Origin of the sequence: Escherichia sp. 10290, assembly GCF_030295155.1 — a bacterium.
Classification (GTDB): Bacteria; Pseudomonadota; Gammaproteobacteria; order Enterobacterales; family Enterobacteriaceae; genus Escherichia; species Escherichia coli_F.
In genome coordinates, this window is record NZ_AP025741.1 from 3,682,915 (window position 1) to 3,707,793 (window position 24,879).

Annotated in this window: 19 protein-coding genes, 1 tRNA gene and 2 pseudogenes; 8 read left to right on the forward strand and 14 right to left on the reverse strand. The window is 45.6% G+C overall.

Going from position 1 to position 24,879, the window contains the following annotated elements; all coding sequences use genetic code 11:
- Positions 1–28: 28 nt before the first annotated feature.
- From QUE74_RS18665 to actS, 13 genes and pseudogenes are all read right to left on the reverse strand, one after another.
- A pseudogene (locus QUE74_RS18665) lies at positions 29–259 on the reverse strand (SpaN/EivJ family type III secretion system needle length determinant); the annotation flags it as partial.
- Positions 237–695, reverse strand: coding sequence for a SpaM family type III secretion system protein (locus QUE74_RS18670; RefSeq protein ID WP_001354951.1), 459 nt, complete (start codon positions 693–695; stop codon positions 237–239). The gene QUE74_RS18670 and the pseudogene QUE74_RS18665, both read right to left, overlap by 23 nt.
- Positions 685–1,977: a type III secretion system ATPase SctN gene (sctN, locus tag QUE74_RS18675; RefSeq protein WP_000734306.1), complete on the reverse strand. Its 1,293-nt coding sequence runs from the start codon at positions 1,975–1,977 to the stop codon at positions 685–687. Before sctN ends, QUE74_RS18670 begins: the two co-directional genes overlap by 11 nt.
- Positions 1,978–2,008: 31 nt before the next feature.
- On the reverse strand, positions 2,009–4,069 hold the full coding sequence (locus QUE74_RS18680) for an EscV/YscV/HrcV family type III secretion system export apparatus protein (protein WP_000482500.1): 2,061 nt from the start codon (positions 4,067–4,069) through the stop codon (positions 2,009–2,011).
- Positions 4,062–5,207 (reverse strand): YopN/LcrE/InvE/MxiC type III secretion system gatekeeper, encoded by a 1,146-nt coding sequence (locus tag QUE74_RS18685; protein ID WP_000974424.1) that lies wholly within the window; start codon positions 5,205–5,207, stop codon positions 4,062–4,064. The genes QUE74_RS18680 and QUE74_RS18685 overlap by 8 nt, the downstream gene beginning before the upstream one ends.
- A 4-nt stretch (positions 5,208–5,211) precedes the next feature.
- A complete protein-coding gene (sctC, locus tag QUE74_RS18690; protein WP_000694691.1) occupies positions 5,212–6,915 on the reverse strand; it encodes a type III secretion system outer membrane ring subunit SctC in 1,704 nt (567 codons plus the stop codon).
- The gene (gene eivF / locus QUE74_RS18695) at positions 6,912–7,661 is read right to left on the reverse strand and encodes a type III secretion system transcriptional regulator EivF (protein WP_000568778.1); all 750 of its coding nucleotides are present in this window, start codon (positions 7,659–7,661) and stop codon (positions 6,912–6,914) included. The genes sctC and eivF overlap by 4 nt, the downstream gene beginning before the upstream one ends.
- A 345-nt stretch (positions 7,662–8,006) precedes the next feature.
- Positions 8,007–8,186, reverse strand: coding sequence for a GhoT/OrtT family toxin (locus QUE74_RS18700; RefSeq protein WP_001301699.1), 180 nt, complete (start codon positions 8,184–8,186; stop codon positions 8,007–8,009).
- Between the two features lie 66 nt (positions 8,187–8,252).
- A pseudogene (locus QUE74_RS18705) lies at positions 8,253–9,071 on the reverse strand (hypothetical protein); the annotation flags it as partial.
- A gap of 11 nt (positions 9,072–9,082) precedes the next feature.
- Positions 9,083–10,311, reverse strand: a protein-coding gene (locus QUE74_RS18710; RefSeq protein WP_088895425.1) for an IS3-like element IS2 family transposase whose coding sequence is annotated in 2 segments (ribosomal slippage) — positions 9,083–9,996 and positions 9,996–10,311 — 1,230 coding nt in all. Because the reading frame shifts where the segments join, the coding sequence is not laid out codon by codon here.
- Between the two features lie 75 nt (positions 10,312–10,386).
- Positions 10,387–11,199 (reverse strand): protein YgeQ, encoded by an 813-nt coding sequence (gene ygeQ, locus QUE74_RS18715; protein WP_286331711.1) that lies wholly within the window; start codon positions 11,197–11,199, stop codon positions 10,387–10,389.
- Positions 11,200–11,431: 232 nt separating this feature from the next.
- Positions 11,432–11,505, reverse strand: a tRNA-Gly gene (locus QUE74_RS18720).
- 78 nt (positions 11,506–11,583) lie between these two features.
- Positions 11,584–12,339: an amidase activator ActS gene (gene actS, locus QUE74_RS18725; protein ID WP_001354952.1), complete on the reverse strand. Its 756-nt coding sequence runs from the start codon at positions 12,337–12,339 to the stop codon at positions 11,584–11,586.
- Positions 12,340–12,754: 415 nt separating this feature from the next.
- Here actS and xdhA point away from each other — a divergent pair, with 415 nt between their 5' ends.
- The 3 genes from xdhA to xdhC are packed head-to-tail and all read left to right on the forward strand — an operon-like array spanning position 12,755 to position 16,417.
- Positions 12,755–15,052, forward strand: a complete 2,298-nt coding sequence (xdhA, locus tag QUE74_RS18730) for a xanthine dehydrogenase molybdenum-binding subunit XdhA (protein WP_000388125.1) — start codon at positions 12,755–12,757, stop codon at positions 15,050–15,052.
- Positions 15,053–15,062: 10 nt separating this feature from the next.
- A complete protein-coding gene (gene xdhB, locus QUE74_RS18735) occupies positions 15,063–15,941 on the forward strand; it encodes a xanthine dehydrogenase FAD-binding subunit XdhB (RefSeq protein ID WP_000459188.1) in 879 nt (292 codons plus the stop codon).
- Positions 15,938–16,417, forward strand: a complete 480-nt coding sequence (xdhC, locus tag QUE74_RS18740) for a xanthine dehydrogenase iron sulfur-binding subunit XdhC (RefSeq protein ID WP_001016587.1) — start codon at positions 15,938–15,940, stop codon at positions 16,415–16,417. Before xdhB ends, xdhC begins: the two co-directional genes overlap by 4 nt.
- 39 nt (positions 16,418–16,456) lie before the next feature.
- On the opposite strand, the gene QUE74_RS18745 is transcribed toward xdhC, so the two are convergent.
- Positions 16,457–18,235 (reverse strand): sigma-54 interaction domain-containing protein, encoded by a 1,779-nt coding sequence (locus QUE74_RS18745; protein WP_000417775.1) that lies wholly within the window; start codon positions 18,233–18,235, stop codon positions 16,457–16,459.
- Positions 18,236–18,713: 478 nt separating this feature from the next.
- Between QUE74_RS18745 and ygeW the strand changes: the two genes are divergently transcribed.
- From ygeW to arcC, 5 genes are read left to right on the forward strand one after another with little or no spacing between them, the layout of a single operon-like run.
- Complete coding sequence (gene ygeW, locus QUE74_RS18750) at positions 18,714–19,901, forward strand: knotted carbamoyltransferase YgeW (RefSeq protein WP_001360948.1); 1,188 nt, start codon at positions 18,714–18,716, stop codon at positions 19,899–19,901.
- A gap of 58 nt (positions 19,902–19,959) precedes the next feature.
- On the forward strand, positions 19,960–21,156 hold the full coding sequence (gene dpaL, locus QUE74_RS18755; RefSeq protein ID WP_000110494.1) for a diaminopropionate ammonia-lyase: 1,197 nt from the start codon (positions 19,960–19,962) through the stop codon (positions 21,154–21,156).
- Positions 21,157–21,213: 57 nt separating this feature from the next.
- Positions 21,214–22,425: a YgeY family selenium metabolism-linked hydrolase gene (locus QUE74_RS18760; RefSeq protein WP_001107125.1), complete on the forward strand. Its 1,212-nt coding sequence runs from the start codon at positions 21,214–21,216 to the stop codon at positions 22,423–22,425.
- A 52-nt stretch (positions 22,426–22,477) separates the two neighbouring features.
- Positions 22,478–23,863 carry a D-phenylhydantoinase gene (gene hyuA / locus QUE74_RS18765; RefSeq protein WP_001264460.1) on the forward strand — a complete coding sequence of 462 codons (1,386 nt, stop codon included), beginning with the start codon at positions 22,478–22,480 and terminating at the stop codon, positions 23,861–23,863.
- A gap of 47 nt (positions 23,864–23,910) precedes the next feature.
- Positions 23,911–24,843 carry a carbamate kinase gene (gene arcC / locus QUE74_RS18770; protein WP_000037992.1) on the forward strand — a complete coding sequence of 311 codons (933 nt, stop codon included), beginning with the start codon at positions 23,911–23,913 and terminating at the stop codon, positions 24,841–24,843.
- Positions 24,844–24,879: the final 36 nt, after the last annotated feature.

Genomic DNA, 24,879 nt, shown 5'->3' on the forward strand with positions numbered 1-24,879 from the left:
AAGAAAAAGATGAATTCCTGTCAACCTGGAGAGACGATTTGTTATCAATAGACTTCATTTGCCCATTCTTTTTCCCAAACGTAGGGAATTGGCTATCCTGAGCCTGACGTAATAACTGGAGAATGGATCCAGCAACAATCTCACTCATTTCTTTATTTTTTTTGTTTTTCTTTACGAAACTGTCTAAATACGCAGCAGAATTCTCGGATGTGTCTGTGTTTAAATTTTTATAATGTTCAATTTTCTTGACTTCGTCCATTATATTTCTCCTCCTGTTCAAGCTCGTCTTGATAAAGCATCTGATTTAAAAGTTGTTTTTTGATGCGCTTCTTTAGTAGATCGTACTTTTCTCCTTTTAGCCACCAGTGTTTTCTTTGTGCTTGCTGTTGAACTATTTCCTTGTTAAGTATTTTTCGCCGTTCTGCTATTTTTTGCTTTTCAAGATTTATCTCAGCGATCTGCTGCTGAATGACTGCAACTTTACGTAACGAGTAAAATATATCCTGGCGAAATACTACTTCGCCGAGTAACTCCTTCATATCTAACAGTGACTGTAGGTTTTTAAGTTGCATATCATACAGGCGTTCCTTTTCGACTAACTTTTCTTTTTCTGCATTTAACTTTTGTAATGATGCTTCACATGCAGCCAGGCTCTGCGCTGTTCTTCTGATAAGTCGATTAACTTTACTTAACAATTCGTTCAAGCTCTTTTAGCGTTTCACTCATTGGCATTTTTTCATTAACTGACTGTTTTAACCAATTTGTGAGTTTAGGCCGGGCATTCATAGCAAAATCATTTTCAGCATTTTGCCCAGCGCGATATTCCCCTAAATCAATAAACACCTGTAGATCTTCCAAAGTGGTGAGGATCTTCCTTACCCGTGCAGCATTATCTCTGTGTTTTTCATCAGTGACCTGACCAAATACTCGACTCACACTTTTTAGAACATCTATTGCCGGATAATGACCTTGCCCAGCGAGTTTGCGACTTAGATAGATATGGCCATCAAGGATTGAGCGAATTTCATCCCCCAGTGGGTCTGATTCATCCTCCCCCTCCAGTAATACGGTATAAAAGGCAGTAATACTTCCTTTTAGTGTTGGTCCCGGCCTCTCCAGTAAGCGAGGTAAGCTGTCAAAAACAGAAGCAGGATAACCACGTCTGGCAGGTGGTTCACCCGCTGCCAGCTTCATATCGCGTAGTGCTCGTGCATAGCGCGTCATTGAGTCGATAAAAAGTACAACTCTCTTTCCTCGATCTCTAAAATACTCTGCCACGGTTGTCGCCATCAGGGCGGCATTACACCGATCTACTGACGAAAAATCAGAGGTGGCATAAACCAAAACACATTTTGCTGCATTTACTGATTTTTTCAGCGATTCCGCGCATTCCGTAACTTCCCTTCCACGTTCGCCAATCAAGCCAATAACAAACACATCAGCTTCAGTGTTGTTTACAAGCATATGCATTAAAACCGTTTTGCCACAGCCAGCCGATGCGAAAATCCCAACACGTTGACCAATGCCACATGTCAGTACGCCATCAATGACTCTTATCCGTGTCTCTAGTGGTGTATTAATAACTCGACGTTCCTGATACGACGGTGGCAGTTCATCAATCAGGCGTAAATTTCCCCTATCCCCTGGAGTGACCGGGACAAACCTTTCCATAATTTGACCAGAAGCATTCAAAACTGAACCAAGAAAGGCATCACTGATCTGTATGGTTAACTGCTCTCCCGTTGGTTTCAATACTGCAGTACGTGTAAGCCCCACAGAGCTGCCTATAAGGTTTAATAATGTCTTTCCATTGCGAAAGCCAACGACCTGAGCCCTGGCTATACGTTCAATTGCTTGCCAGCTCGCATAAATTTCGCATACTTCGCCCACTGAAACGTCGTCAAGCTCTGCTTCAATCAGCGAGCCGTTTATGCTATGTAAGTAGCTGTATTTATTTAATAGTTTTAATTTTTTCATACCAGCATGCTCCATATCGCAAGACATTATCCTAAATAGTTTTCAGAATATTAACGGGAACATTTTCCGTTAGTTCCCCGTACGAAAGTACTTCGAGGTCTCGATAACTAGATTCAATAAGTTTTTTGATAAAACGACGAATATCCACAGATCCCAGTAAAATAATGTCTTTAATAGGAATATTGATTCCAGAAAGTGCCAGTTTAAAATTATCCAGAATCATCTCAGCTTCGGATGCATCGAGATTAAGAAAAGTACCGCCAGCGGTAGGCCTGACACCATCTCTGATTCTGTCCTCTATTTCAGGCGAAATCACAATTGCTTTAATTTCTCCAGAATATGAAAACTTATGGCAAATGTAGCGACCTAATGCACCTCGTACATGCTCAACGAGTGTAATTATATCTTTCTCTCGTGGGCTCCATAATGCTAAAGCCTCCATAACTAAACGCATATTGCGCACTGAAATTCGCTCCTGGATCAGACGCTGAATTACCTCTGAAATGCGCTGCACGGTTATATATCTTAATATTTCTTTTAATAGATCAGGATACTTCATCTCTAATTGATCAAGAATATATTTGGTTTCTTGTATACCAAAATACTCATTAATATTATGAGCCAGACATACAGATAAATGATTGTACATTTCATCCATGGCCGTGCGAGTATAACAGCCAATTTTTGTTAATTTTTGGGCATCACTTTTTGTAACCCAATAATATTGTTCACCATTACTATTTACGATGACAGGTTTCTTGATCAAAGTCGAAACCACTTCATCTGAATATTCAACCAACAAGACAAGATCATGATAAATTTTAAATTGCGAGGCTCTGACTTCATTTAGCATTAATATGACATCTTCATCATTAAGGCCTTCTCCCTCGCGAATGACAATACCGGGAATACGGATACCATACTCAATAAAAAACTGACTACGAATCCTATCAGCAAGATTGATTTCAGTGTATTTTTTAGCCTGTGCACTATTCATAATCAAAACCAAGGGTACCGTTTCGGTAATAACCTGATCAAGTTTATTAATAATACCTAATGAAATATCATCATCCTGATTATAGGGTTCCAACCCAACGGTGATATCTCCCTCAACAACCGTTTCTTCAACCCCTTTCTTTTTGAATTTAAAGTAAAAATAAATTCCTAAGATTACTGCCAAACATAAAAACACAAGAAGGGGAAAACCTGGAAGCAACCCAATACTTAGCGCGAGGACACATGTCACAATAATGACAAAAGAATTACTTAATAACTGGGACATTATATTTTGCCCCATATTATCACTATCGCCATTCACGCGCGTTACGATAAACCCTGCGCTAATAGCAATTAATAAAGCTGGAATTTGAGAAACAAGACCATCACCGACGGTAAGAATTGTGTAGACGGTCAACGCTGTCGAGAAATCCATTCCATTTTGGCCTACTCCTACTGATAGCCCACCGATAATATTAACAAAGATAATAATGATGTTTGCAATAGCATCACCTTTGATAAATTTCATCGCACCATCAAAGGAACCATACAGCTGACTCTCTCGTTCTAATACGCTACGACGTTCTTTTGCTAAATCTGCATCAATGATCCCGGCGCGTAGATCGGCGTCAATACTCATTTGTTTACCTGGCATACCGTCAAGCGAAAAGCGGGCAGCAACTTCAGCCACACGTTCCGAACCTTTAGTAATCACGATAAACTGAACAATAGTAACAATGGAGAAAATAACAAAACCAACTACCAGGCTATCTCCAATAACGAATTCACCAAAACTCGTTATAATTTCTCCGGCGTCCGCCTCAAGAAGTATAAGTCGACTGGTACTGATCGCCAGCGCCAAACGAAATAACGTTGTGATGAGGAGAATTGATGGGAATGAAGAAAAACTTAAGATCCTATCAACATAGAATGATCCTAAAAACACAAGTATTGCCAATGTTAAGTTCAGCCCAATCAAAAAATCGATTAAGTAAGTGGGCAATGGAATTATGAGCATGGCGATAATCATCACCATTAATCCAAGAATTATTAATTCTGGATGACTCCTTAACCCTATCAAAACTTTGTTAAACATTGAACATTACCTTCTTCCATGATTTTTTATTTTGTTTTTTATTACTGTTTTGTGTATCAAAGAGCTCTACTGCAAATGTTACTTTTATTGCCTGTTTACAACACTCCCTAATCTCTAATAATTGTTCATTATTAATAAAAAGTGAAAATGGAAGATTTGTACATCCGCTGTAAATCGCCTTCAGGAGTAACGTTTTGTCTTTATAATTAGCATCTGCGGGTAGGGTTACCAGTGCATTTTTCAGGAGTTCCTCTGCAGTCTCAGGAAATTTTATTAACGATATCAGAAAAAATATCCAGTAATCTTCTGCGCTAATAAATTTTTTAATTATTGGGTTATTCATTAAAGTTTTCAGAAATAAAGCCTCTGCCGACTGAAGAGACAATAGTTGTGACAACTTATTGAGAAACATACCAAATTCCAATGATGAACAACTCGCATCAAGTGCATTTATATCTGAGAAAAGCGTCTCTTTGATAAATTTTGTCACTAGCATTCTATTTTGATAGCCATAACTACCAATCCATTCTACATAAGTATCTACAGCATCGTCTTCTGCCATTAAAAATTGTCGATAACTTGCCCTTAGTAATTTTGGATTTAATGACAACGCCTGGCCAAATAACTTTGCTTTTAATGCCGAGTTAATGCCACTATTAATGAATTTTTTAGTAGTCTCTTGATTAACTTTTCTAAGTAATGCTTCAGCGTTTAGCCGCACATTTTCAGATATTTGTTTTTTACGTAAAATTGCACGTAATACAACCACCAGATCGCTTTCATCTGGAAATAATTTTTTAGCAAAGCTATACACTTCATAGTCATGGGTAGTTGCTGCCTTAAGCGCCTCCATGACTTTATCGGTTTTTTCTATTGGCTGATCTTCCAGGACATATTCTTCTCCGTCCAGAAAGTTGGCCAGTTGTTCTTCGTAGATTTTTTTCTTCATAAACTGCGTTAACGCTGCTGACATCTCGTCAGTAGCTTGTAAGAATCGAGCTTCTTTACCGGCGGGATCATCTCCCATTTTAGGCATTTCAGCTTCAATATCTTCATTATCTTCTGTGATAATGTCCTCTAAGCGAGAAACTTCTCTGGCTCTTTCTAATACACCGACATGCTCTACATGAATCGCCATTTCACTATCCTCCGACGACTTCACGATTCAAGTAAGTTTTTATCCATTTCTGCAGTAATTCATCGTTGATTTCTTTATTTTTTGCCATTTGCTGTGTTATTGCTCTGGCGTCAACCGCAGCCTCATTCGCATTATTCATCATGCGCTCATCGATCTCTCTTGGCTCAATAAGAAAGACACGAACGATGTTATTCGCATTTGTTCCTTCATATCCAAATAATTTACCAATAAATGGAATACTGCCTAATATTGGGATCTTGCGACTTTCATAGGTATTCGTATCTCGTGTATATCCACCAATCAAAAGACTTTTCCCTTGAGGCACGCGCGCAATAGTACTTATAAGCGTTCTACCAACCTGAGGCAGATCATCAACATTGGTCTTGTCGGAATTGATTTCATTGCCATCTTCAATATTCAAGAGTAATTCAATTTGATTTCGCGAAGCAAATCGTGGTAGCACGCTAATCATCGTACCATAGGTTACTTCATCCAACTCCGCAGTACGCTCGCCGACTAATTTAGTATAGAAAGTACGGTTATTATCAAATATAGCAGGAATATTCTCCTGTGTTAAAACGACAGGACGAGCAACAACGGCGGCTCTTCTTTTTTGCGCAAGTGCCTGTATTGTTGCAATAAACTGTGTCCCATCCAGGGTACTAATTGAACCTGAATTATTAAATGATGCACTTAGGCTGGATCCAATTTTTATCGTGCCCGACCAGTCAGCTCCTAACTGTTCTAGATCAGTCTTATCAATATCTATTATCCATAAAGATAATTCAATATGTCGCTTTGGAATATCGAGCGTAGCCACTAACTTCTCGATAAAATCAACCTGAGATACTGTTCCTTTAACAAGTAAACTGTTGGTATCAGGATATGCAATAATTTGTATATCGTCAGTCTCTGGCGCTCCAGCTGTCGATATTATTTTCTCTACTTGTAGGTCATCATCTTCTTCAGCACCAGGAAAAGGAGGCATACGTGATACGTTTTTTAGTTGTTGACGACTTGAAATTTCAGAAAGTACGTTAACCCCAGTGCTTTGCTTAATGTTATTATTTAACAACGTCGATAGTACTTTTGCCATGCCAGGAATAACTATCTTTTCGCCACGTAATTCATAAGTCCGGTCATTAACGAATGTGTTAACCAGGTGAATAATACCTACTTTATTGCGTCCGATCTCAATGCCATCACTGTTTTGCTCCATTAATTTTGCAGCATTAACGACCAGGTCAACATAAACCGGTGGCCCCGATACATAGAAAGTACCATTGCCGCCCCCTTTAATTTCATAACGAGAGTTATACAGACCCGATTTTTTTAAAAAATTATTAAACTCATTCGTCGATACCTTTCTCAGATTAATCAGCGCATTACGCATCTCTGATGAGTCATAGATATAAATAGCTTTGCCATCATCGTACCAAATAAGTCCCATCTGCGCCGACAGGCGTTCAATCAAGGCATAGGGTTCGGTTAAATCAAAATTTCCGCTGATCTGTTTCTTCATGGCAAGCTTACTTACTATTGTAGGCTTACCCGCATATGATGAAACCGTTTCAAAAAAACTACGTAGATTTTCTTTATTTGCTACGTATCCATTCGCTGCTGCGGCATATGCACCAGGAGTCAATAATCCATTAAAAATGCATAAGACTGAAATTAATATAATAGTAATACGTAATTTTATTTTCATAACTTTTTACATAGTTCTCTCGGTGTTTTTCCTAACCGGCTTTTTACTTCGGCTGAAAAGTGTGATGAGGATGAGTAGCCATATTTATGCGCAATAGTTGTCATATCACTGTTTCCTTCAATGATTTCCAACACGGCTCTGGCAACTCTCCAGCCACATAATTCCGTTTTAACTTTACCACCCAATGCATAACTACATAAACGGCGAAAATGTGAATACGATACGCCGTAAAGCTCACCAAGATCATAGAGTGAAGTCTGTATGAGCGATTGCGATAATAAATAGCGAACCAGTTTATAGCATTCTGTTTTTCTTAGATGCTGAAACAGAATTTCATTAATATTATCGCTGCTCAGATAAGTGGCTAAAAACCAGGCTTCACTTGCAACTTTACTGAATAGCACAACTTCTGATGCAAAGGGCAAGGCATCAGCAAACAAGTCATGGTGTTCCCTTTCCACACTCCCCGTTGATTCATCTATAAAAGCTAATAATTTACTCAGGATATCAATGCGAAGTGGATGATAAATTACTTTCCCTGCAGTTACCTCAATTTGGCTTCGGTCAATGAGCAGTAATATGTCTTCCACTACCATTAATTTTTGATGGTTATTACCAATCGTAATAACAAGGGTTACATCCTTGTTTTCATTTCCCCGTAAGAACCACATTTCAGGGTCCAGTAGGGTTAACTTCTGTCCTTGAAGCAAAACATTCATTGGAAGTAACAGCCCTTCTTCAATCATGTTTCATCTCCTTATTCCATATTCTCATTCTCCATAAACTTACAATAAAAACATGATTAAAAAGTGATGATTCCTATTTATAAAATAATCATTTTGTTATGAGCGAATAGCTATCAGCCACTTACAGTAGTAAGTCATCCTGTCCATATACAGAATTGCAACTGTTGATATGTTTTACTTAAACATACCCCGTATTTCTTATAACACTTGTTTGGTGACTATTTTCAATACAAATCATATTTGTTAGTTACACATTAACGCACTGCGAGTGTTTTGTTACTCCCCGCATATATTTTATTCTCCTGTTCGATTCTATTTTTCTTAATCGATCATATAATTTTCTTGTTAGTCGGATTTACGAATCATGAGACTTATAATGGAAGGAATGAGACTAAGCGGCCAGGTTAAACCTGTAATTATTGCAGCAAACAACCGATATGTTACTTTTTCTTCCGAGAAGATAAATATTAAAGTCGATGTCACAACCAGACCTATCAGGTAAGCTAACAGTAATTTATTGATCACTTTTACCTCCCCTTTCGATTTCTCTTTGAGCGGTCCTTTTAATCCAGGACCGCCTCATTATGAAAACTATTTAATTCCCTCATCATTGATAAGGTTGGACATTTCTTTCAACATAAGAGTCATTGAGGCTTTCGACCAGTTTAGCGGAATGATAGGGCTTGGCGCTTCATGCAAAGTTCCTGACTTGTGGATATAGTTATAGCTTTCGGGAAGTGCCATTTCAGGTACGCTCCTGCCATTTGCACCAATCATATTCTCGCCTGTTATTTGGGCCAATGATCTATTCATAAATTGCACTGAGTCATTCAAATATTCTTCTTTTCTTGATTCTTTATAAACAATTGCTGCTGATTTTGCATACCATGAGTCAAAAAACCATTCTGCTTCTGTTGATGGAATGAAGCTCTTTTCTCTTTTCGCATGTGAATTTTCATCAGTATCAGTTTTAATATCATTGAACCAAAAATTTGCCGACTGATAATTATCCTTCTCGTATCTTTTTATACCATACGGACCTGCTAGTTTTTTAACTATTTTTAAAACTTGCTCTTTTCTTCTGGTATTTATCTTTGAAAGATTTGCAGGATAAATAACATTAAGTAAGGCCGCATCAGCTTCTCTGTAATGTTTATCTTTTTCCAGATAACCAGGAGATTCTCCCCCTAAATCAAGCTGTAGCGTTATTCTTTCATAACCTTTATCTATGAGGTGGTTCAACCTCGTTGTTGAAAGTGGTTCATCCAGTTCATTGGCTTTAGCTTCGCGTAGTAAATCAGAGATAAAAACAGAGTCTTTCTTCGAGAGTAGGTTTGATAAACGTTCCAGTCCAGAGGTCACCAGTGCAACGGAAGATGTGTTTAATCGGGCATCTTCCTCCCACGCTCCTGGATTTGCCCCTATATTTCCAGACATCTGTTATCACTTAACCCATTACAAGCCCGCTGCCGCAGATATTCCCGTGGCGAGCGATAACCCAGCGCACTATGCGGATGCCATTCGTTATAATGCTCGAACGCCTCTGCAAGGTTCTTTGCTGCCGTTAACCCGTCTGGTTTGGGCATGATACTGATGTAGTCACGCTTTATCGTTTTCACGAAGCTCTCTGCTATTCCGTTACTCTCCGGACTCCGCACCGCCGTGTTCTTCGGTTCAAGTCCCAACATCCGGGCGAACTGGCGTGTTTCATTAGCCCGGTAGCATGAACCATTATCCGTCAGCCACTCCACTGGAGACGACGGAAGATCGTTGCCGAAGCGGCGTTCCACCGCTCCCAGCATGACGTCCTGTACTGTTTCACTGTTGAAGCCGCCAGTAGTCACCGCCCAGTGCAGTGCCTCACGATCACAGCAGTCCAGCGCGAACGTGACACGCAGTCTCTCTCCGTTATCACAGCAGAACTCGAACCCGTCAGAGCACCATCGCTGATTGCTTTCTTTCACGGCCACTCTGCCTGTATGTGCCCGTTTCGATGGCGGTACAGCAGGTTTTCGCTCAAGCAACAGCGCATTCTGGCGCATGATCCGGTAAACACGTTTGGCATTGATCGCAGGCATACCATCAAGTTCTGCCTGTCTGCGAAGCAGCGCCCATACCCGACGATAACCATACGTGGGCAGCTCTCCGATAACATGGTGTATACGGAGAAGCACATCCGTATCATCAGTGTGACGACTGCGGCGGCCATCCATCCAGTCATCGGTTCGTCTGAGAATGACGTGCAACTGCGCACGCGACACCCGGAGACAACGGCTGACTAAGCTTACTCCCCATCCCCGGGCAATAAGGGCGCGTGCGCTATCCACTTTTTTGCCCGTCCATATTCAACGGCTTCTTTGAGGAGTTCATTTTCCATCGTTTTCTTGCCGAGCAGGCGCTGGAGTTCTTTAATCTGCTTCATGGCGGCAGCAAGTTCAGAGGCAGGAACAACCTGTTCTCCGGCGGCGACAGCAGTAAGACTTCCTTCCTGGTATTGCTTACGCCAGAGAAATAACTGGCTGGCTGCTACACCATGTTGCCGGGCAACGAGGGAGACCGTCATCCCCGGTTCAAAGCTCTGCTGAACAATTGCGATCTTTTCCTGTGTGGTACGCCGTCTGCGTTTCTCCGGCCCTAAGACATCAATCATCTGTTCTCCAATGACTAGTCTAAAAACTAGTATTAAGACTATCACTTATTTAAGTGATACTGGTTGTCTGGAGATTCAGGGGGCCAGTCTAGCTCCGGAATCTTCCATAACATAGAAATTGGCTTTATCCAGATAAGCAATCAGCAGCGCAACCGATTTTAATCGGTCACCTTTTTGCCAATCTTCAGCGTTAATAGTACCAGTATTGATTGCTTGTATAAGGAGATCAAGATAAAGACCTAACGCATCATTTTGTTTATGGTTCCACAGCTGCGGCTTGCCTTCTTCCTGCACATCTGCCATCACGGGGGAGTTGCTGTCAAATCGGATATGCACAGCATTCATTTGCCCGGGAATTCCATCCAGTCGTTTTGGGTTGCTAATGACGTCCTGCATCCGCTTAATCTGGTCGGGCGTAGACATATAATCCCACAGGGTGAGCAGAATCTTTTTTGCAGCTACCCTATTTTCCTGATCTGATACTAATGCCATATAGCCCCATAAACTATCCCTCAGCCAGACAGCATCATAGTGGGTTTCTGCCGCTGTTTTGTCATCTTCGAAAGTAGAAGCAAGAATAAACGTTCCCCAGGGTTTCTCCGTCAACGTTAACTTTCGTGTGTTTTCTGTTAATGTTAGCAATCCTTGAATTTCGTCTTTGGTATAGTGGCTCTTTATTTCATTTTGTAATTTGGCTGAGTGAATCAGAAGACGATAATTAGGATACTTATCTGGATTTAACGATAAATAACTTTTATCTGTTGCTGCCCCCGTGGAATTAAGAATGTTAAATACAGATTCACTCGTCACTTCTGCCCCTGTCGCCTGGCATGTGCCGCACGAAAATATACCAGCGAGCAGAAGAGTTAATGCAGATTTCCCTTTCATAAAATATTCCATCTATCGTTTGTTAAAAGCGTAGATAACCACTTATTTAACAACTTGAAAATAAGGTATTTTACCTGGGTTGTTACAAATGGATTGCATTGCGTAAACGCTTTTATTTACAAAAAAATGGGGAAGTATTACGGCGATTGCGAAAAGTCTGAAGCGATTGAATTAAGATAATATAGATAATCAGATACAACAAAAATGGCAGGTTGGTGAGGTGAAGATAAATTGGAGCGGGCGAAGGGAATCGAACCCTCGTATAGAGCTTGGGAAGCTCTCGTTCTACCATTGAACTACGCCCGCTTCGAGATGCGTAAGGCATTATAAACCTTACGCTCTTCTTAGCAAGTGCCGCGCTGCTGACTGCTGATTAATTCGCCATCAGCATTTTGGCTTGCTGCCCTGAGGCGGCAAGTAACGCAGCGGATCAATTGCCGTAGCACGGTAACGAATCTGGAAATGCAAGCGAACAGATGCCGCATCAGTGCTCCCCATAGTGGCGATTTTTTGCCCAGCCTTCACGCTTTGCCCATTATTTACCAGCATCGTGTCATTATGGGCGTAAGCCGTAATGTAATCTTCACTGTGTTTAATCATGATGAGATTACCGTAGCCACGCAGCTGGTTGCCCACATACACCACCTTTCCTGCACCCGCGGCGTAAATAGGTGTACCCCGTGGAGCAGAGATATCAATCCCTTTATTGCCGCCATCAGCTGTCGAATACGGCATGATAACTTTCCCTGTCGTTGGCCATAACCAACAACGTTGCCCTACTGGCGGCCAGGAAGATTTCGGTACCGCTGATGACGGTGTAACCGATGCGGTTTTGGTCGTTGATTTGGCGGTTGCTTTACGTGTACTACTGCTATTTTTCGCCCCACCCAGTTTTAGTTTCTGACCAACTTCAATGGTGTAAGGGGGTGAAATGCCGTTCAGTCGCGCAAGTTCTTTTACGCTGGTTCCCGTGGTGCGCGAAATACGATATAGCGTATCCCCCCGTTTCACGGTGTAAACGGAGCCGGAATACGTTCCTGTATCGGATGATTTGCTACCCGAACAGCCCGCCAAAAGCAGTCCAACCGATAACAACATCACGATACCCAGAGATTTTTTATTCAGGCGTCCCGCACTCAAAATCTTTCCTCGCTTAAAAAACAAGACGCCATATCATAGCAGCCAGCCACTTGATACCCAATCTCTTGCTTCTGGAAAAACGAGATAATTGAGAAAGAGATTAATTTCATTTGGCAAAGGGAAGTATCATAAGCAAAATATTCGCTGTAGAGGTATCGAAGTTCCTGACTCTTTTACCCTATTTCCCATCCTGATGCGTAATAATCCTAATTTATCACATTGATTTTATCGCCACTCATATTGATACGTATCACTGTCCCTATTTAAAGTCCTGTTTCGTATCGTATCTGTATTTTTTTAACGTCATCACACTTCCTTCCTCCCCTAACGTTTATCGTCGTTTCTGGCGTAAATCTTGCCTGCTTAGACTAAATCTTTGCCATAAGAACCAAATGTTCAAATCGAGGGGATTTCTATGGAAGCGCGGGAAGCAACCGCTACGGGTGAATCATGCATGCGCGTCGATGCCATTGCTAAGGTCACTGGGCGGGCACGATATACTGACGATTATGTTATGGCGGGCATGTGTTACGCGAAATATGTACGTAGCCCTATCGCACATGGTTATGCCGTAAGTATTAATGATGAACAAGCCAGAAGTTTACCAGGCGTACTGGCAATTTTTACCTGGGAAGATGTGCCTGATATCCCATTCGCTACAGCGGGGCATGCCTGGACACTTGACGAAAATAAGCGCGATACCGCTGATCGCGCACTACTAACTCGCCATGTTCGTCATCATGGTGACGCCGTTGCCATCGTCGTTGCCCGCGATGAACTTACTGCAGAAAAAGCGGCGCAATTGGTCAGCATTGAGTGGCAAGAATTACCTGTTATCACCACACCAGAAGCGGCGTTGGCAGAAGATGCAGCACCAATCCATAACGGCGGTAATTTACTTAAACAAAGCACGATGTCGACGGGCAATGTCCAACAAACAATTGATGCCGCCGATCACCAGGTCCAGGGGCACTATCAGACGCCGGTCATTCAACATTGTCATATGGAAAGCGTGACCTCTCTGGCATGGATGGAAGATGATTCACGAATTACCATCGTTTCCAGCACCCAGATCCCGCACATTGTTCGCCGCGTGGTTGGTCAGGCGCTGGGTATTCCCTGGTCATGCGTACGAGTCATCAAACCGTTTGTCGGTGGCGGTTTTGGTAATAAACAGGATGTGCTGGAAGAGCCCATGGCGGCTTTTCTGACCAGCAAGCTCGGCGGCATTCCGGTGAAAGTTTCCCTTAGCCGTGAAGAGTGTTTCCTCGCAACCCGTACCCGCCACGCTTTTACTATTGACGGGCAAATGGGCGTAAACCGAGACGGAACGTTGAAAGGCTATAGTCTGGATGTTCTGTCTAACACAGGCGCTTATGCATCTCACGGGCACTCCATCGCTTCTGCGGGCGGGAATAAAGTCGCTTACCTTTATCCTCGTTGTGCCTACGCTTACAGTTCAAAGACCTTTTATACCAACCTCCCCTCGGCTGGAGCGATGCGCGGTTATGGCGCGCCACAAGTCGTATTTGCCGTTGAGTCAATGCTTGATGACGCCGCGACAGCGTTAAATATTGATCCTATTGAAATTCGTTTACGCAACGCCGCCCGCGAAGGAGATGCTAATCCGCTCACGGGCAAACGTATTTACAGCGCAGGGTTACCGGAGTGTCTTGAAAAAGGCCGGAAAATCTTTGAATGGGAAAAACGCCGTGCAGAATGCCAGAACCAGCAAGGCAATTTACGCCGGGGCGTTGGCGTCGCCTGTTTTAGCTACACCTCTAACACCTGGCCTGTCGGCGTAGAAATAGCCGGCGCGCGCCTTCTGATGAATCAGGATGGAACCATCAATGTGCAAAGCGGCGCGACGGAAATCGGCCAGGGTGCCGACACCGTGTTCTCGCAAATGGTGGCAGAAACCGTAGGGGTTCCGGTCAGCGACGTTCGCGTTATTTCAACACAAGATACCGACGTTACGCCGTTCGATCCCGGCGCATTTGCTTCACGCCAGAGCTATGTTGCCGCGCCTGCGTTGCGCAGTGCGGCACTGTTATTAAAAGAGAAAATCATCGCTCACGCCGCTGTCATGCTACATCAGTCAGCAATGAATCTGACCCTAATAAAAGGCCATATCGCGCTGGTTGAACGACCGGAGGAATCGTTATTGTCGTTAAAAGATCTGGCGATGGACGCCTTCTACCACCCTGAACGCGGCGGGCAGCTCTCTGCCGAAAGCTCCATCAAAACCACCACTAACCCACCGGCGTTTGGCTGTACCTTTGTTGATCTGACTGTCGATATTGCGCTGTGCAAAGTCACCATCAACCGCATCCTCAACGTTCATGATTCGGGTCATATTCTTAATCCGTTGCTGGCAGAAGGTCAGGTACACGGCGGAATGGGGATGGGCATTGGCTGGGCGCTATTTGAAGAGATGATCATCGATGCGAAAAGCGGCGTGGTACGTAACCCCAATCTGCTGGATTACAAAATGCCGACCATGCCAGATCTGCCACAACTGGAAAGCGCGTTCGTCGAAATCAATGAGCCGCAATCCGCATACGGACATAAGTCACTGGGTGAGCCACCAATAATTCCTGTTGCCGCTGCTATTCGTAACGCGGTGAAGATGGCTACCGGTGTTGCAATCAATACACTGCCGCTGACGCCAAAACGGTTATATGAAGAGTTCCATCTGGCAGGATTGATTTGAGGATAACATCATGTTTGATTTTGCTTCTTACCATCGCGCAGCAACCCTTGCCGATGCCATCAACCTGCTGGCTGACAACCCGCAGGCCAAACTGCTCGCCGGTGGCACTGACGTACTGATTCAGCTCCACCATCACAATGACCGTTATCGCCATATTGTTGATATCCACAATCTGGCGGAGCTTCGTGGAATTACGCTAGCGGAAGATGGTTCGCTACGCATCGGCTCAGCAACGACATTTACCCAGCTCATTGAAGATCCTGTAACTCAACGTCATCTCCCGGCATTATGTGCTGCGGCATCATCCATTGCCGGGCCGCAGATCCGTAACGTCGCGACCTACGGAGGAAATATTTGCAACGGAGCCACCAGCGCGGATTCTGCCACGCCAACGCTAATTTATGATGCGAAGCTGGAGATCCACTCCCCGCGCGGTGTTCGTTTCGTCCCGATTAATGGCTTCCACACCGGACCGGGCAAAGTGTCCCTTGAGCATGACGAAATCCTTGTCGCCTTTCATTTTCCGCCCCAGCCGAAAGAACACGCAGGCAGCGCCCATTTTAAATATGCCATGCGCGATGCGATGGATATTTCAACGATTGGCTGTGCCGCACATTGCCGACTGGATAACGGCAATTTCAGCGAATTACGCCTGGCATTTGGCGTTGCCGCGCCAACGCCGATTCGCTGCCAACATGCCGAACAAACTGCACAAAATGCGCCATTAAACCTGCAAACGCTGGAAGCCATCAGCGAATCAGTCCTGCAGGATGTCGCCCCGCGTTCTTCATGGCGGGCCAGCAAAGAGTTTCGTCTGCATCTCATCCAGACGATGACCAAAAAAGTGATTAGCGAAGCCGTCGCCGCGGCGGGGGGAAAATTGCAATGAATCACAGCGAAACAATTACCATCGAATGCACCATTAACGGGATACCTTTTCAGCTTCACGCCGCGCCAGGCACGCCGCTCTCGGAATTACTCCGCGAACAAGGACTGCTAAGCGTCAAGCAAGGTTGCTGCGTGGGTGAATGTGGTGCCTGTACGGTGCTGGTCGACGGTACTGCGATAGACAGTTGCTTATACCTTGCCGCCTGGGCTGAAGGCAAAGAAATCCGCACGCTGGAAGGTGAAGCGAAAGGCGGAAAACTTTCTCATGTCCAGCAAGCTTATGCGAAATCCGGCGCGGTGCAGTGCGGGTTTTGTACGCCTGGCCTGATTATGGCTACCACGGCAATGCTGGCGAAACCACGCGAGAAGCCATTAACTATTACGGAGATTCGTCGCGGCCTGGCGGGAAATCTTTGTCGCTGCACGGGGTATCAGATGATTGTAAATACAGTTCTGGATTGCGAGAAAACGAAGTAAAAGGATATCCGGCCTGAACTCAGGCCGGATTTACTGAGGTTATGCGTTTAACAACTCATATTTCTTTATCTTGCGATAGAGCGTAGCAATGCCGATACCCAGTTCATCAGCAACTTGCTTCTTGCTGTTATGACGTGAAAGCGCCTCGCGGATCATTTGCTTTTCCATCTCCTCCAGCGCCGTGCCGCCCGCATCATCGAGTGCCAAGTGCGCCTCGCTGACCTCTGTTACATCACTTTGCTCCGTTGTGCCATTATTCAGCAAATTTGGCGGCAATAGCGTGCTGTCGATAACTTCACCTGAAGGAACAACGTTAACCAGATATTCCATTAAATTGCTTAACTCGCGCAGGTTTCCGGGCCAACGATGCTTACGCAATATCTCGACGACATCGGGAGCAATACCCGGATAAACCGATCCCAGACGACGGGTATGCAGATGTAAAAAGTAATGTACCAGCAGTTCAATATCTTCCTGACGTTCACGCAGCGGTGGAAGAGTGATCGGGATAACATTAAGTCGGTAGAAGAGATCTTCGCGGAATTTACCTTCGGCAATGAACTGGGCCAAATTCTGGTTAGTTGCAGAAATGATGCGGATGTCGACCTGAATTGGGCTACTGGCACCAATCGGCAGTATTTCACGCGCCTCAATAGCGCGCAGTAATTTAGCCTGCAACATTAATGGCATATCACCAATTTCATCGAGAAACAGCGTGCCCGTATTCGCCGCCTGAATCAACCCTGTTTTACCGTTGGCTGAAGCGCCAGTAAATGCGCCTTTAACATAACCGAATAGTTCGCTCTCCAGAAGTTGTTCAGGAATCGCGGCACAGTTGATAGCAATAAAGGGTTTATTTCGTCTTCCACTCAACTTATGGATTGCACGCGCGACGACTTCTTTACCCGTGCCGCTTTCACCAACCACCATAACGCTGGATGGGCTGGGCGCAATACGGCTAATGAGTCGTTTTAATTGCCGCATAACACGGCACTCGCCAACCAATTGTTCAATATGCGGTTCATCAGGTGCATTTGCTACAGAAAAACTGGTATGCGATTGGTGAAACGCCATTAAAAATAATTGTCTGCCCTGAATGTTATGCAATTGACCAATGATTAATTCACTTTTATCGTCCCACGAAACAATATGCTGCATATGTCCATGGGTAAAATTACTCTCAAATGTTAATGGTCTGAAACGGATAGGTTTCCCAATAATATTATTTTGCACAACACCGAGTGTTTTTAAGGCAGTCTGATTAACAAACTGAACCCGATTTTCGTCATCAACAACTAAAACGCCCTGATCCATATTATCGATCATGGTCGCGAATATTTTACTGATGTTATCTCCTGGCCCCTGATCCTCCAAAAGTTTCGAAACAAAAATGGTGGATATATGGCGAACGTAATCAGAAAACTCGCGTAAATTATCACTGATATGTTCTTGTTGCTCGTGGGTAACTGCAATCAAACTTATCACCCCAACACAACGATCCTGTAAAATGACAGGCGTACCCAGAAATGCTTTTTCGCGACAATTATCTTTATTATCGCAACCTTCGCAAAGGGGATCGAAGCGAGACTGTGTCACAACTTTTTCAGTTTTCGTTTCCAGGACGTGGCGGAGCAGGCGTGAGTTGCCGCTCAACTGGCGGCCAAGAAACTTCCCATACGCACCCGTTCCGGCGACGCGACACAAGTTTTCATCAACGATCTCAACCTCAAGCTGCAAAACGCTGGCAAGCATTCTGGCAAAACGCTGAATTGTCGGTTGAATTTGCATCAATACTGACTGCGTAGTAGCAAGCTCCATAGCTTTACCTTCCAGACTTACTTAAAAGTCGATCATTGAAGACGTTGATGGTTCACAGATCATCATGATATTAACTCAGGCGAAATTGGCTTTGATAAAAACATAAGGTTTTTATCACTTTCTAATGAAATTATGGAAGAGATATCACATTTCTATATCAATATGAGAATTACAGCGGTGAGTTTATCAAACTGACGAGGGATAGCCTGCCCCTTTATCTTATTTCTGATACTTAGCAGCAAATAAACAACGCAATAAAAAAAGCCAAACGTTTTCGTATTTTACACACAACCGGAAGCTGGCATCAATTTGTGATCTACACCACACATTACCCGTCAAATTAGTCTTTTATAGCCGCGTGGATAATTCTGGCACACTTATTGTTAGTCCCTGGTATAGCTGTGAAAACACCAATCACTTTGGCAAGTCACAGTGAAATAAACCACTTTGCCTGTCATTCCACTACCGGGACTTTATGATGAAAACTGTTAATGAGCTGATTAAGGATATCAATTCGCTGACCTCTCACCTTCACGAGAAAGATTTTTTGTTAACGTGGGAACAGACGCCTGATGAACTGAAACAAGTACTGGACGTTGCCGCAGCATTAAAAGCACTGCGTGCTGAAAACATCTCAACCAAAGTCTTTAATAGTGGATTAGGTATTTCCGTATTCCGCGACAACTCCACCCGTACCCGCTTCTCTTATGCTTCCGCGCTTAACCTGCTCGGCCTTGCACAGCAAGATCTCGACGAAGGCAAATCACAAATCGCTCACGGCGAAACCGTACGTGAAACCGCCAATATGATCTCCTTCTGCGCCGACGCTATTGGTATTCGTGACGATATGTATCTGGGCGCAGGTAACGCCTATATGCGTGAAGTTGGCGCTGCGCTTGATGACGGCTACAAGCAGGGCGTGCTTCCACAGCGTCCGGCTTTAGTGAACCTGCAATGCGATATCGACCATCCGACTCAGTCAATGGCTGACCTGGCATGGTTGCGTGAACACTTTGGTTCGCTCGAAAACCTGAAAGGTAAAAAAATCGCCATGACCTGGGCATACTCCCCAAGCTACGGCAAACCGCTCTCTGTACCGCAAGGCATTATCGGCCTGATGACCCGCTTCGGTATGGATGTCACCCTGGCCCATCCGGAAGGCTACGATTTGATCCCAGATGTAGTTGAAGTAGCTAAAAATAATGCTAAAGCCTCTGGCGGTAGCTTCCGTCAGGTCACCAGCATGGAAGAAGCCTTCAAAGACGCAGACATCGTTTATCCGAAGTCATGGGCACCTTACAAAGTGATGGAAGAGCGTACTGAACTGCTGCGTGCGAACGATCACGAAGGCTTAAAAGCACTGGAAAAACAGTGTCTGGCACAGAACGCGCAACACAAAGACTGGCATTGCACTGAAGAGATGATGGAACTGACCCGTGATGGCGAAGCCCTGTACATGCACTGCCTGCCAGCAGATATCAGTGGCGTATCCTGCAAAGAAGGTGAAGTCACTGAAGGCGTATTCGAAAAATACCGTATCGCGACCTACAAAGAAGCCAGCTGGAAGCCATACATCATCGCAGCAATGATCCTTTCCCGTAAATATTCCAAACCAGGCGCACTGCTCGAACAACTGCTGAAAGAAGCGCAAGAACGCGTGAAATAACCCCCTCGGGCCGATCGACAGGTCGGCTCTCTATTTCCAGAGGCCAAAAGGATAGGATATGTCCGTTTTCTCATTGAAGATTGATATCGCCGATAACAAATTTTTCAACGGCGAAACATCACCGCTCTTTTCGCAAAGCCAGGCAAAACTGGCGCGCCAGTTCCACCAGAAAATTGCTGGCTATCGCCCAACACCACTTTGCGCGCTGGACGATCTCGCAAACCTTTTTGGGGTGAAAAAAATTCTCGTTAAGGACGAATCAAAACGATTCGGTCTGAACGCATTCAAAATGCTCGGCGGCGCATATGCCATCGCTCAGTTGTTGTGCGAAAAATATCATCTTGATATCGAAACACTGTCATTCGAGCATCTGAAAAATGCCATCGGCGAAAAAATGACATTTGCTACAACGACCGACGGCAACCACGGGCGCGGTGTTGCCTGGGCAGCACAGCAACTCGGTCAGAACGCGGTAATTTACATGCCGAAAGGTTCCGCTCAGGAACGCGTTGACGCCATTCTGAACCTCGGAGCCGAGTGCATCGTCACTGATATGAACTATGACGATACCGTTCGCCTGACCATGCAACACGCGCAGCAACACGGCTGGGAAGTGGTGCAAGATACCGCCTGGGAAGGCTACACCAAAATCCCAACCTGGATTATGCAGGGCTATGCCACTCTGGCAGATGAAGCCGTCGAGCAAATGCGTGAAATGGGCGTAACCCCAACTCACGTTCTGCTGCAAGCCGGTGTCGGCGCGATGGCCGGCGGCGTACTGGGTTATCTGGTCGACGTCTACAGCCCGCAAAATCTGCACAGCATTATTGTTGAACCTGACAAAGCTGACTGTATCTATCGTTCTGGTGTCAAAGGCGACATCGTCAACGTTGGCGGCGATATGGCCACTATCATGGCGGGCCTGGCTTGCGGCGAACCTAACCCACTGGGCTGGGAAATCCTACGTAACTGCGCCACCCAATTCATCTCCTGCCAGGACAGCGTTGCCGCATTAGGTATGCGCGTGCTGGGTAATCCGTACGGCAACGACCCGCGCATCATCTCCGGTGAATCCGGCGCTGTCGGTTTAGGCGTTCTCGCGGCGGTTCATTATCACCCGCAACGTCAAAGCCTGATGGAAAAACTGGCGCTGAACAAAGATGCAGTGGTGCTGGTTATCAGCACTGAAGGCGACACCGACGTGAAGCACTACCGCGAAGTTGTCTGGGAAGGCAAACACTCTGTAGCACCTTAATCACCCTATTGGAACTGCTCCCCGCAAAACGGGGAGTAAAAAATCTGGAGAAAAATAATGGCTAAGAATATTCCATTCAAACTGATTCTTGAAAAAGCAAAAGATTACCAGGCAGACATGACTCGCTTTCTGCGCGATATGGTTGCTATTCCCAGTGAAAGCTGCGATGAAAAACGCGTAGTACATCGTATTAAAGAAGAGATGGAAAAAGTCGGCTTCGATAAAGTTGAAATCGACCCGATGGGCAACGTTCTCGGTTATATCGGCCACGGCCCGCGTCTGGTGGCAATGGACGCTCATATTGATACCGTCGGCATTGGCAACATCAAAAACTGGGACTTCGATCCGTACGAAGGCATGGAAACTGATGAACTGATCGGTGGCCGCGGTACTTCCGACCAGGAAGGCGGCATGGCCTCTATGGTTTATGCCGGTAAAATCATTAAAGACCTCGGTCTGGAAGATGAATACACCCTGCTGGTCACCGGCACTGTGCAGGAAGAAGACTGCGACGGTCTGTGCTGGCAGTACATTATTGAACAATCTGGCATTCGCCCGGAATTTGTGGTCAGTACCGAACCAACCGACTGCCAGGTATATCGTGGTCAACGCGGTCGTATGGAAATTCGCATTGATGTTCAGGGCGTTAGCTGCCACGGCTCTGCGCCAGAACGCGGTGATAACGCCATTTTCAAAATGGGTCCGATTCTTGGCGAATTGCAGGAACTCTCCCAGCGCCTGGGCTATGACGAATTCCTCGGCAAAGGCACCCTCACCGTTTCTGAAATCTTCTTCACATCTCCAAGCCGTTGCGCTGTAGCAGACAGCTGCGCAGTTTCAATTGACCGTCGTCTGACCTGGGGCGAAACCTGGGAAGGCGCGCTGGACGAAATCCGCGCCCTGCCTGCGGTACAGAAAGCTAACGCGGTTGTTTCTATGTACAACTACGACCGTCCTTCCTGGACTGGCCTGGTTTACCCAACCGAATGCTACTTCCCGACCTGGAAAGTGGAAGAAGATCACTTCACTGTTAAAGCCCTGGTGAACGCCTACGAAGGGCTGTTTGGCAAAGCGCCGGTTGTTGATAAGTGGACCTTCTCAACTAACGGCGTATCTATCATGGGTCGTCACGGCATTCCGGTGATCGGCTTTGGCCCGGGTAAAGAACCTGAAGCGCATGCACCTAACGAAAAAACCTGGAAATCTCACCTGGTGACCTGTGCCGCGATGTACGCTGCAATCCCGTTAAGCTGGCTGGCAACCGAATAATTACTCTTCACTTATTCCCCTCCGGTTCGCCGGAGGGTTTTTGGAGTTTGCTATGCGCGTATTGATCAAAAACGGCACTGTCGTTAACGCAGATGGACAAGCCAAACAAGATTTGCTGATTGAGAGCGGGATTGTTCGCCAATTGGGCAGCAATATTTCGCCGCAGCTCCCGTATGAAGAAATTGATGCCACTGGCTGTTACGTTTTCCCTGGCGGCGTGGATGTCCATACGCATTTCAATATTGATGTCGGCATCGCGCGCAGTTGTGATGATTTTTTTACCGGTACCCGCGCAGCTGCGTGTGGCGGTACAACAACCATTATTGACCATATGGGATTTGGCCCGAATGGCTGCCGGTTACGCCATCAACTGGAAGTTTATCGTGGCTATGCCGCCCATAAGGCGGTCATCGACTACAGCTTTCACGGTGTGATCCAGCACATTAATCACGCCATCCTCGACGAAATTCCGATGATGGTCGAAGAAGGACTGAGCAGTTTTAAACTCTATTTAACCTATCAATACAAACTCAACGATGACGAGGTTTTGCAGGCGTTACGCCGCTTGCATGAGTCCGGCGCGCTGACCACCGTGCACCCGGAAAATGATGCAGCTATCGCCAGCAAGCGGGCGGAGTTTATCGCCGCAGGGTTAACCGCGCCGCGCTATCACGCCTTGAGCCGCCCTCTGGAATGCGAAGCGGAAGCCATCGCCCGCATGATTAACCTGGCACAAATTGCCGGTAACGCCCCGCTCTATATCGTCCACCTCTCTAACGGCTTAGGTCTGGATTATCTGCGTCTTGCCCGCGCGAATCACCAGTCAGTCTGGGTTGAAACCTGCCCGCAATATCTCCTGCTGGACGAACGCAGTTACGATACAGAAGACGGCATGAAGTTCATTCTTAGCCCACCACTGCGTAACGTGCGTGAGCAGGACAAACTGTGGTGTGGCATTAGTGATGGTGCGATTGACGTGGTGGCGACCGATCACTGCACCTTCTCGATGGCCCAGCGCCAGCAAATTTCTAAAGGCGATTTCAGCCGCTGCCCAAATGGCTTGCCCGGTGTGGAAAACCGCATGCAGTTGCTGTTCTCCAGTGGCGTGATGACGGGACGTATCACACCGGAGCGTTTTGTTGAATTGACCAGTGCGATGCCCGCCAGGCTATTTGGCCTGTGGCCACAAAAAGGATTATTAGCGCCCGGCTCAGATGGTGATGTGGTAATTATCGACCCACGTCAGAGTCAACAAATTCAACACCGCCATCTCCACGACAACGCCGACTACTCGCCCTGGGAGGGTTTTACCTGTCAGGGCGCAATTGTCAGAACATTATCCCGTGGTGAAACGATTTTCTGTGACGGCACCTTTACAGGTAAAGCCGGGCGAGGTCGTTTCCTGCGACGCAAACCGTTTGTCCCTCCCGTGCTCTAACCACTGCCAGGGATCTATACACAATCAAGAATGATGAGTGAGGAAAAATGAGTAAGAAAATTGTTCTCGCCCTGGGCGGGAATGCGCTGGGCGACGATCTAGCCGGACAAATGAAAGCGGTAAAAATTACGTCTCAGGCAATTGTTGATTTAATTGCCCAGGGACATGAGGTCATCGTCACTCATGGTAACGGGCCGCAGGTGGGCATGATTAACCAGGCCTTTGAAGCCGCGGCAAAAACTGAAGCGCACTCGCCAATGCTGCCGATGTCTGTCTGTGTTGCCTTAAGCCAGGGTTATATTGGTTACGATCTACAAAACGCCTTAAGAGAAGAACTGCTTTCTCGTGGCATTAATAAACCTGTAGCAACGCTGGTTACCCAGGTCGAAGTAGATGCTAACGATCCGGCCTTCCTCAACCCGACCAAACCAATCGGTTCGTTCTTTACCGAGCAGGAAGCCGAGCAACTGACAAAACAGGGTTACACTCTGAAAGAAGATGCTGGTCGCGGCTATCGCCGTGTTGTTGCCTCGCCAAAACCGGTTGATATCATTGAAAAAGAAACGGTTAAAGCTCTGGTAGATGCAGGCCAGGTAGTGATCACCGTTGGCGGTGGTGGTATTCCTGTTATTCGTGAAGGTAACCATCTGCGTGGTGCCAGCGCGGTTATTGATAAAGACTGGGCCAGCGCCCGTTTAGCAGAAATGATTGATGCCGATATGCTGATCATTCTGACTGCGGTAGAAAAAGTGGCCATTAACTTCGGTAAAGAGAACGAACAGTGGCTCGATCGCCTGTCATTAAGTGATGCTGAACGCTTTATCGAAGAAGGTCATTTTGCGAAAGGTTCTATGCTGCCTAAAGTGGAAGCAGCCGCCTCGTTTGCTCGCTCTCGCGCTGGACGCGAAGCACTGATTACCGTATTGAGCAAAGCGAAAGAAGGGATTGAAGGCAAAACCGGAACGGTGATTTGTCAGTAATTTAAAGGCCGGGTGGGTAATACCATCCGGCCATTT

Coding starts and splice junctions, on each gene's coding strand:
- sctN (WP_000734306.1), bottom strand. CDS start 1,977: ATGAAAAAATTAAAACTATTAAATAAATACAGCTACTTACATAGCATA.
- QUE74_RS18680 (WP_000482500.1), bottom strand. CDS start 4,069: ATGTTTAACAAAGTTTTGATAGGGTTAAGGAGTCATCCAGAATTAATA.
- QUE74_RS18685 (WP_000974424.1), bottom strand. CDS start 5,207: ATGGCGATTCATGTAGAGCATGTCGGTGTATTAGAAAGAGCCAGAGAA.
- sctC (WP_000694691.1), bottom strand. CDS start 6,915: ATGAAAATAAAATTACGTATTACTATTATATTAATTTCAGTCTTATGC.
- eivF (WP_000568778.1), bottom strand. CDS start 7,661: ATGATTGAAGAAGGGCTGTTACTTCCAATGAATGTTTTGCTTCAAGGA.
- ygeQ (WP_286331711.1), bottom strand. CDS start 11,199: ATGAAAGGGAAATCTGCATTAACTCTTCTGCTCGCTGGTATATTTTCG.
- xdhA (WP_000388125.1), top strand. CDS start 12,755: ATGGAAGCGCGGGAAGCAACCGCTACGGGTGAATCATGCATGCGCGTC.
- xdhB (WP_000459188.1), top strand. CDS start 15,063: ATGTTTGATTTTGCTTCTTACCATCGCGCAGCAACCCTTGCCGATGCC.
- xdhC (WP_001016587.1), top strand. CDS start 15,938: ATGAATCACAGCGAAACAATTACCATCGAATGCACCATTAACGGGATA.
- QUE74_RS18745 (WP_000417775.1), bottom strand. CDS start 18,235: ATGGAGCTTGCTACTACGCAGTCAGTATTGATGCAAATTCAACCGACA.
- ygeW (WP_001360948.1), top strand. CDS start 18,714: ATGAAAACTGTTAATGAGCTGATTAAGGATATCAATTCGCTGACCTCT.
- dpaL (WP_000110494.1), top strand. CDS start 19,960: ATGTCCGTTTTCTCATTGAAGATTGATATCGCCGATAACAAATTTTTC.
- QUE74_RS18760 (WP_001107125.1), top strand. CDS start 21,214: ATGGCTAAGAATATTCCATTCAAACTGATTCTTGAAAAAGCAAAAGAT.
- hyuA (WP_001264460.1), top strand. CDS start 22,478: ATGCGCGTATTGATCAAAAACGGCACTGTCGTTAACGCAGATGGACAA.
- arcC (WP_000037992.1), top strand. CDS start 23,911: ATGAGTAAGAAAATTGTTCTCGCCCTGGGCGGGAATGCGCTGGGCGAC.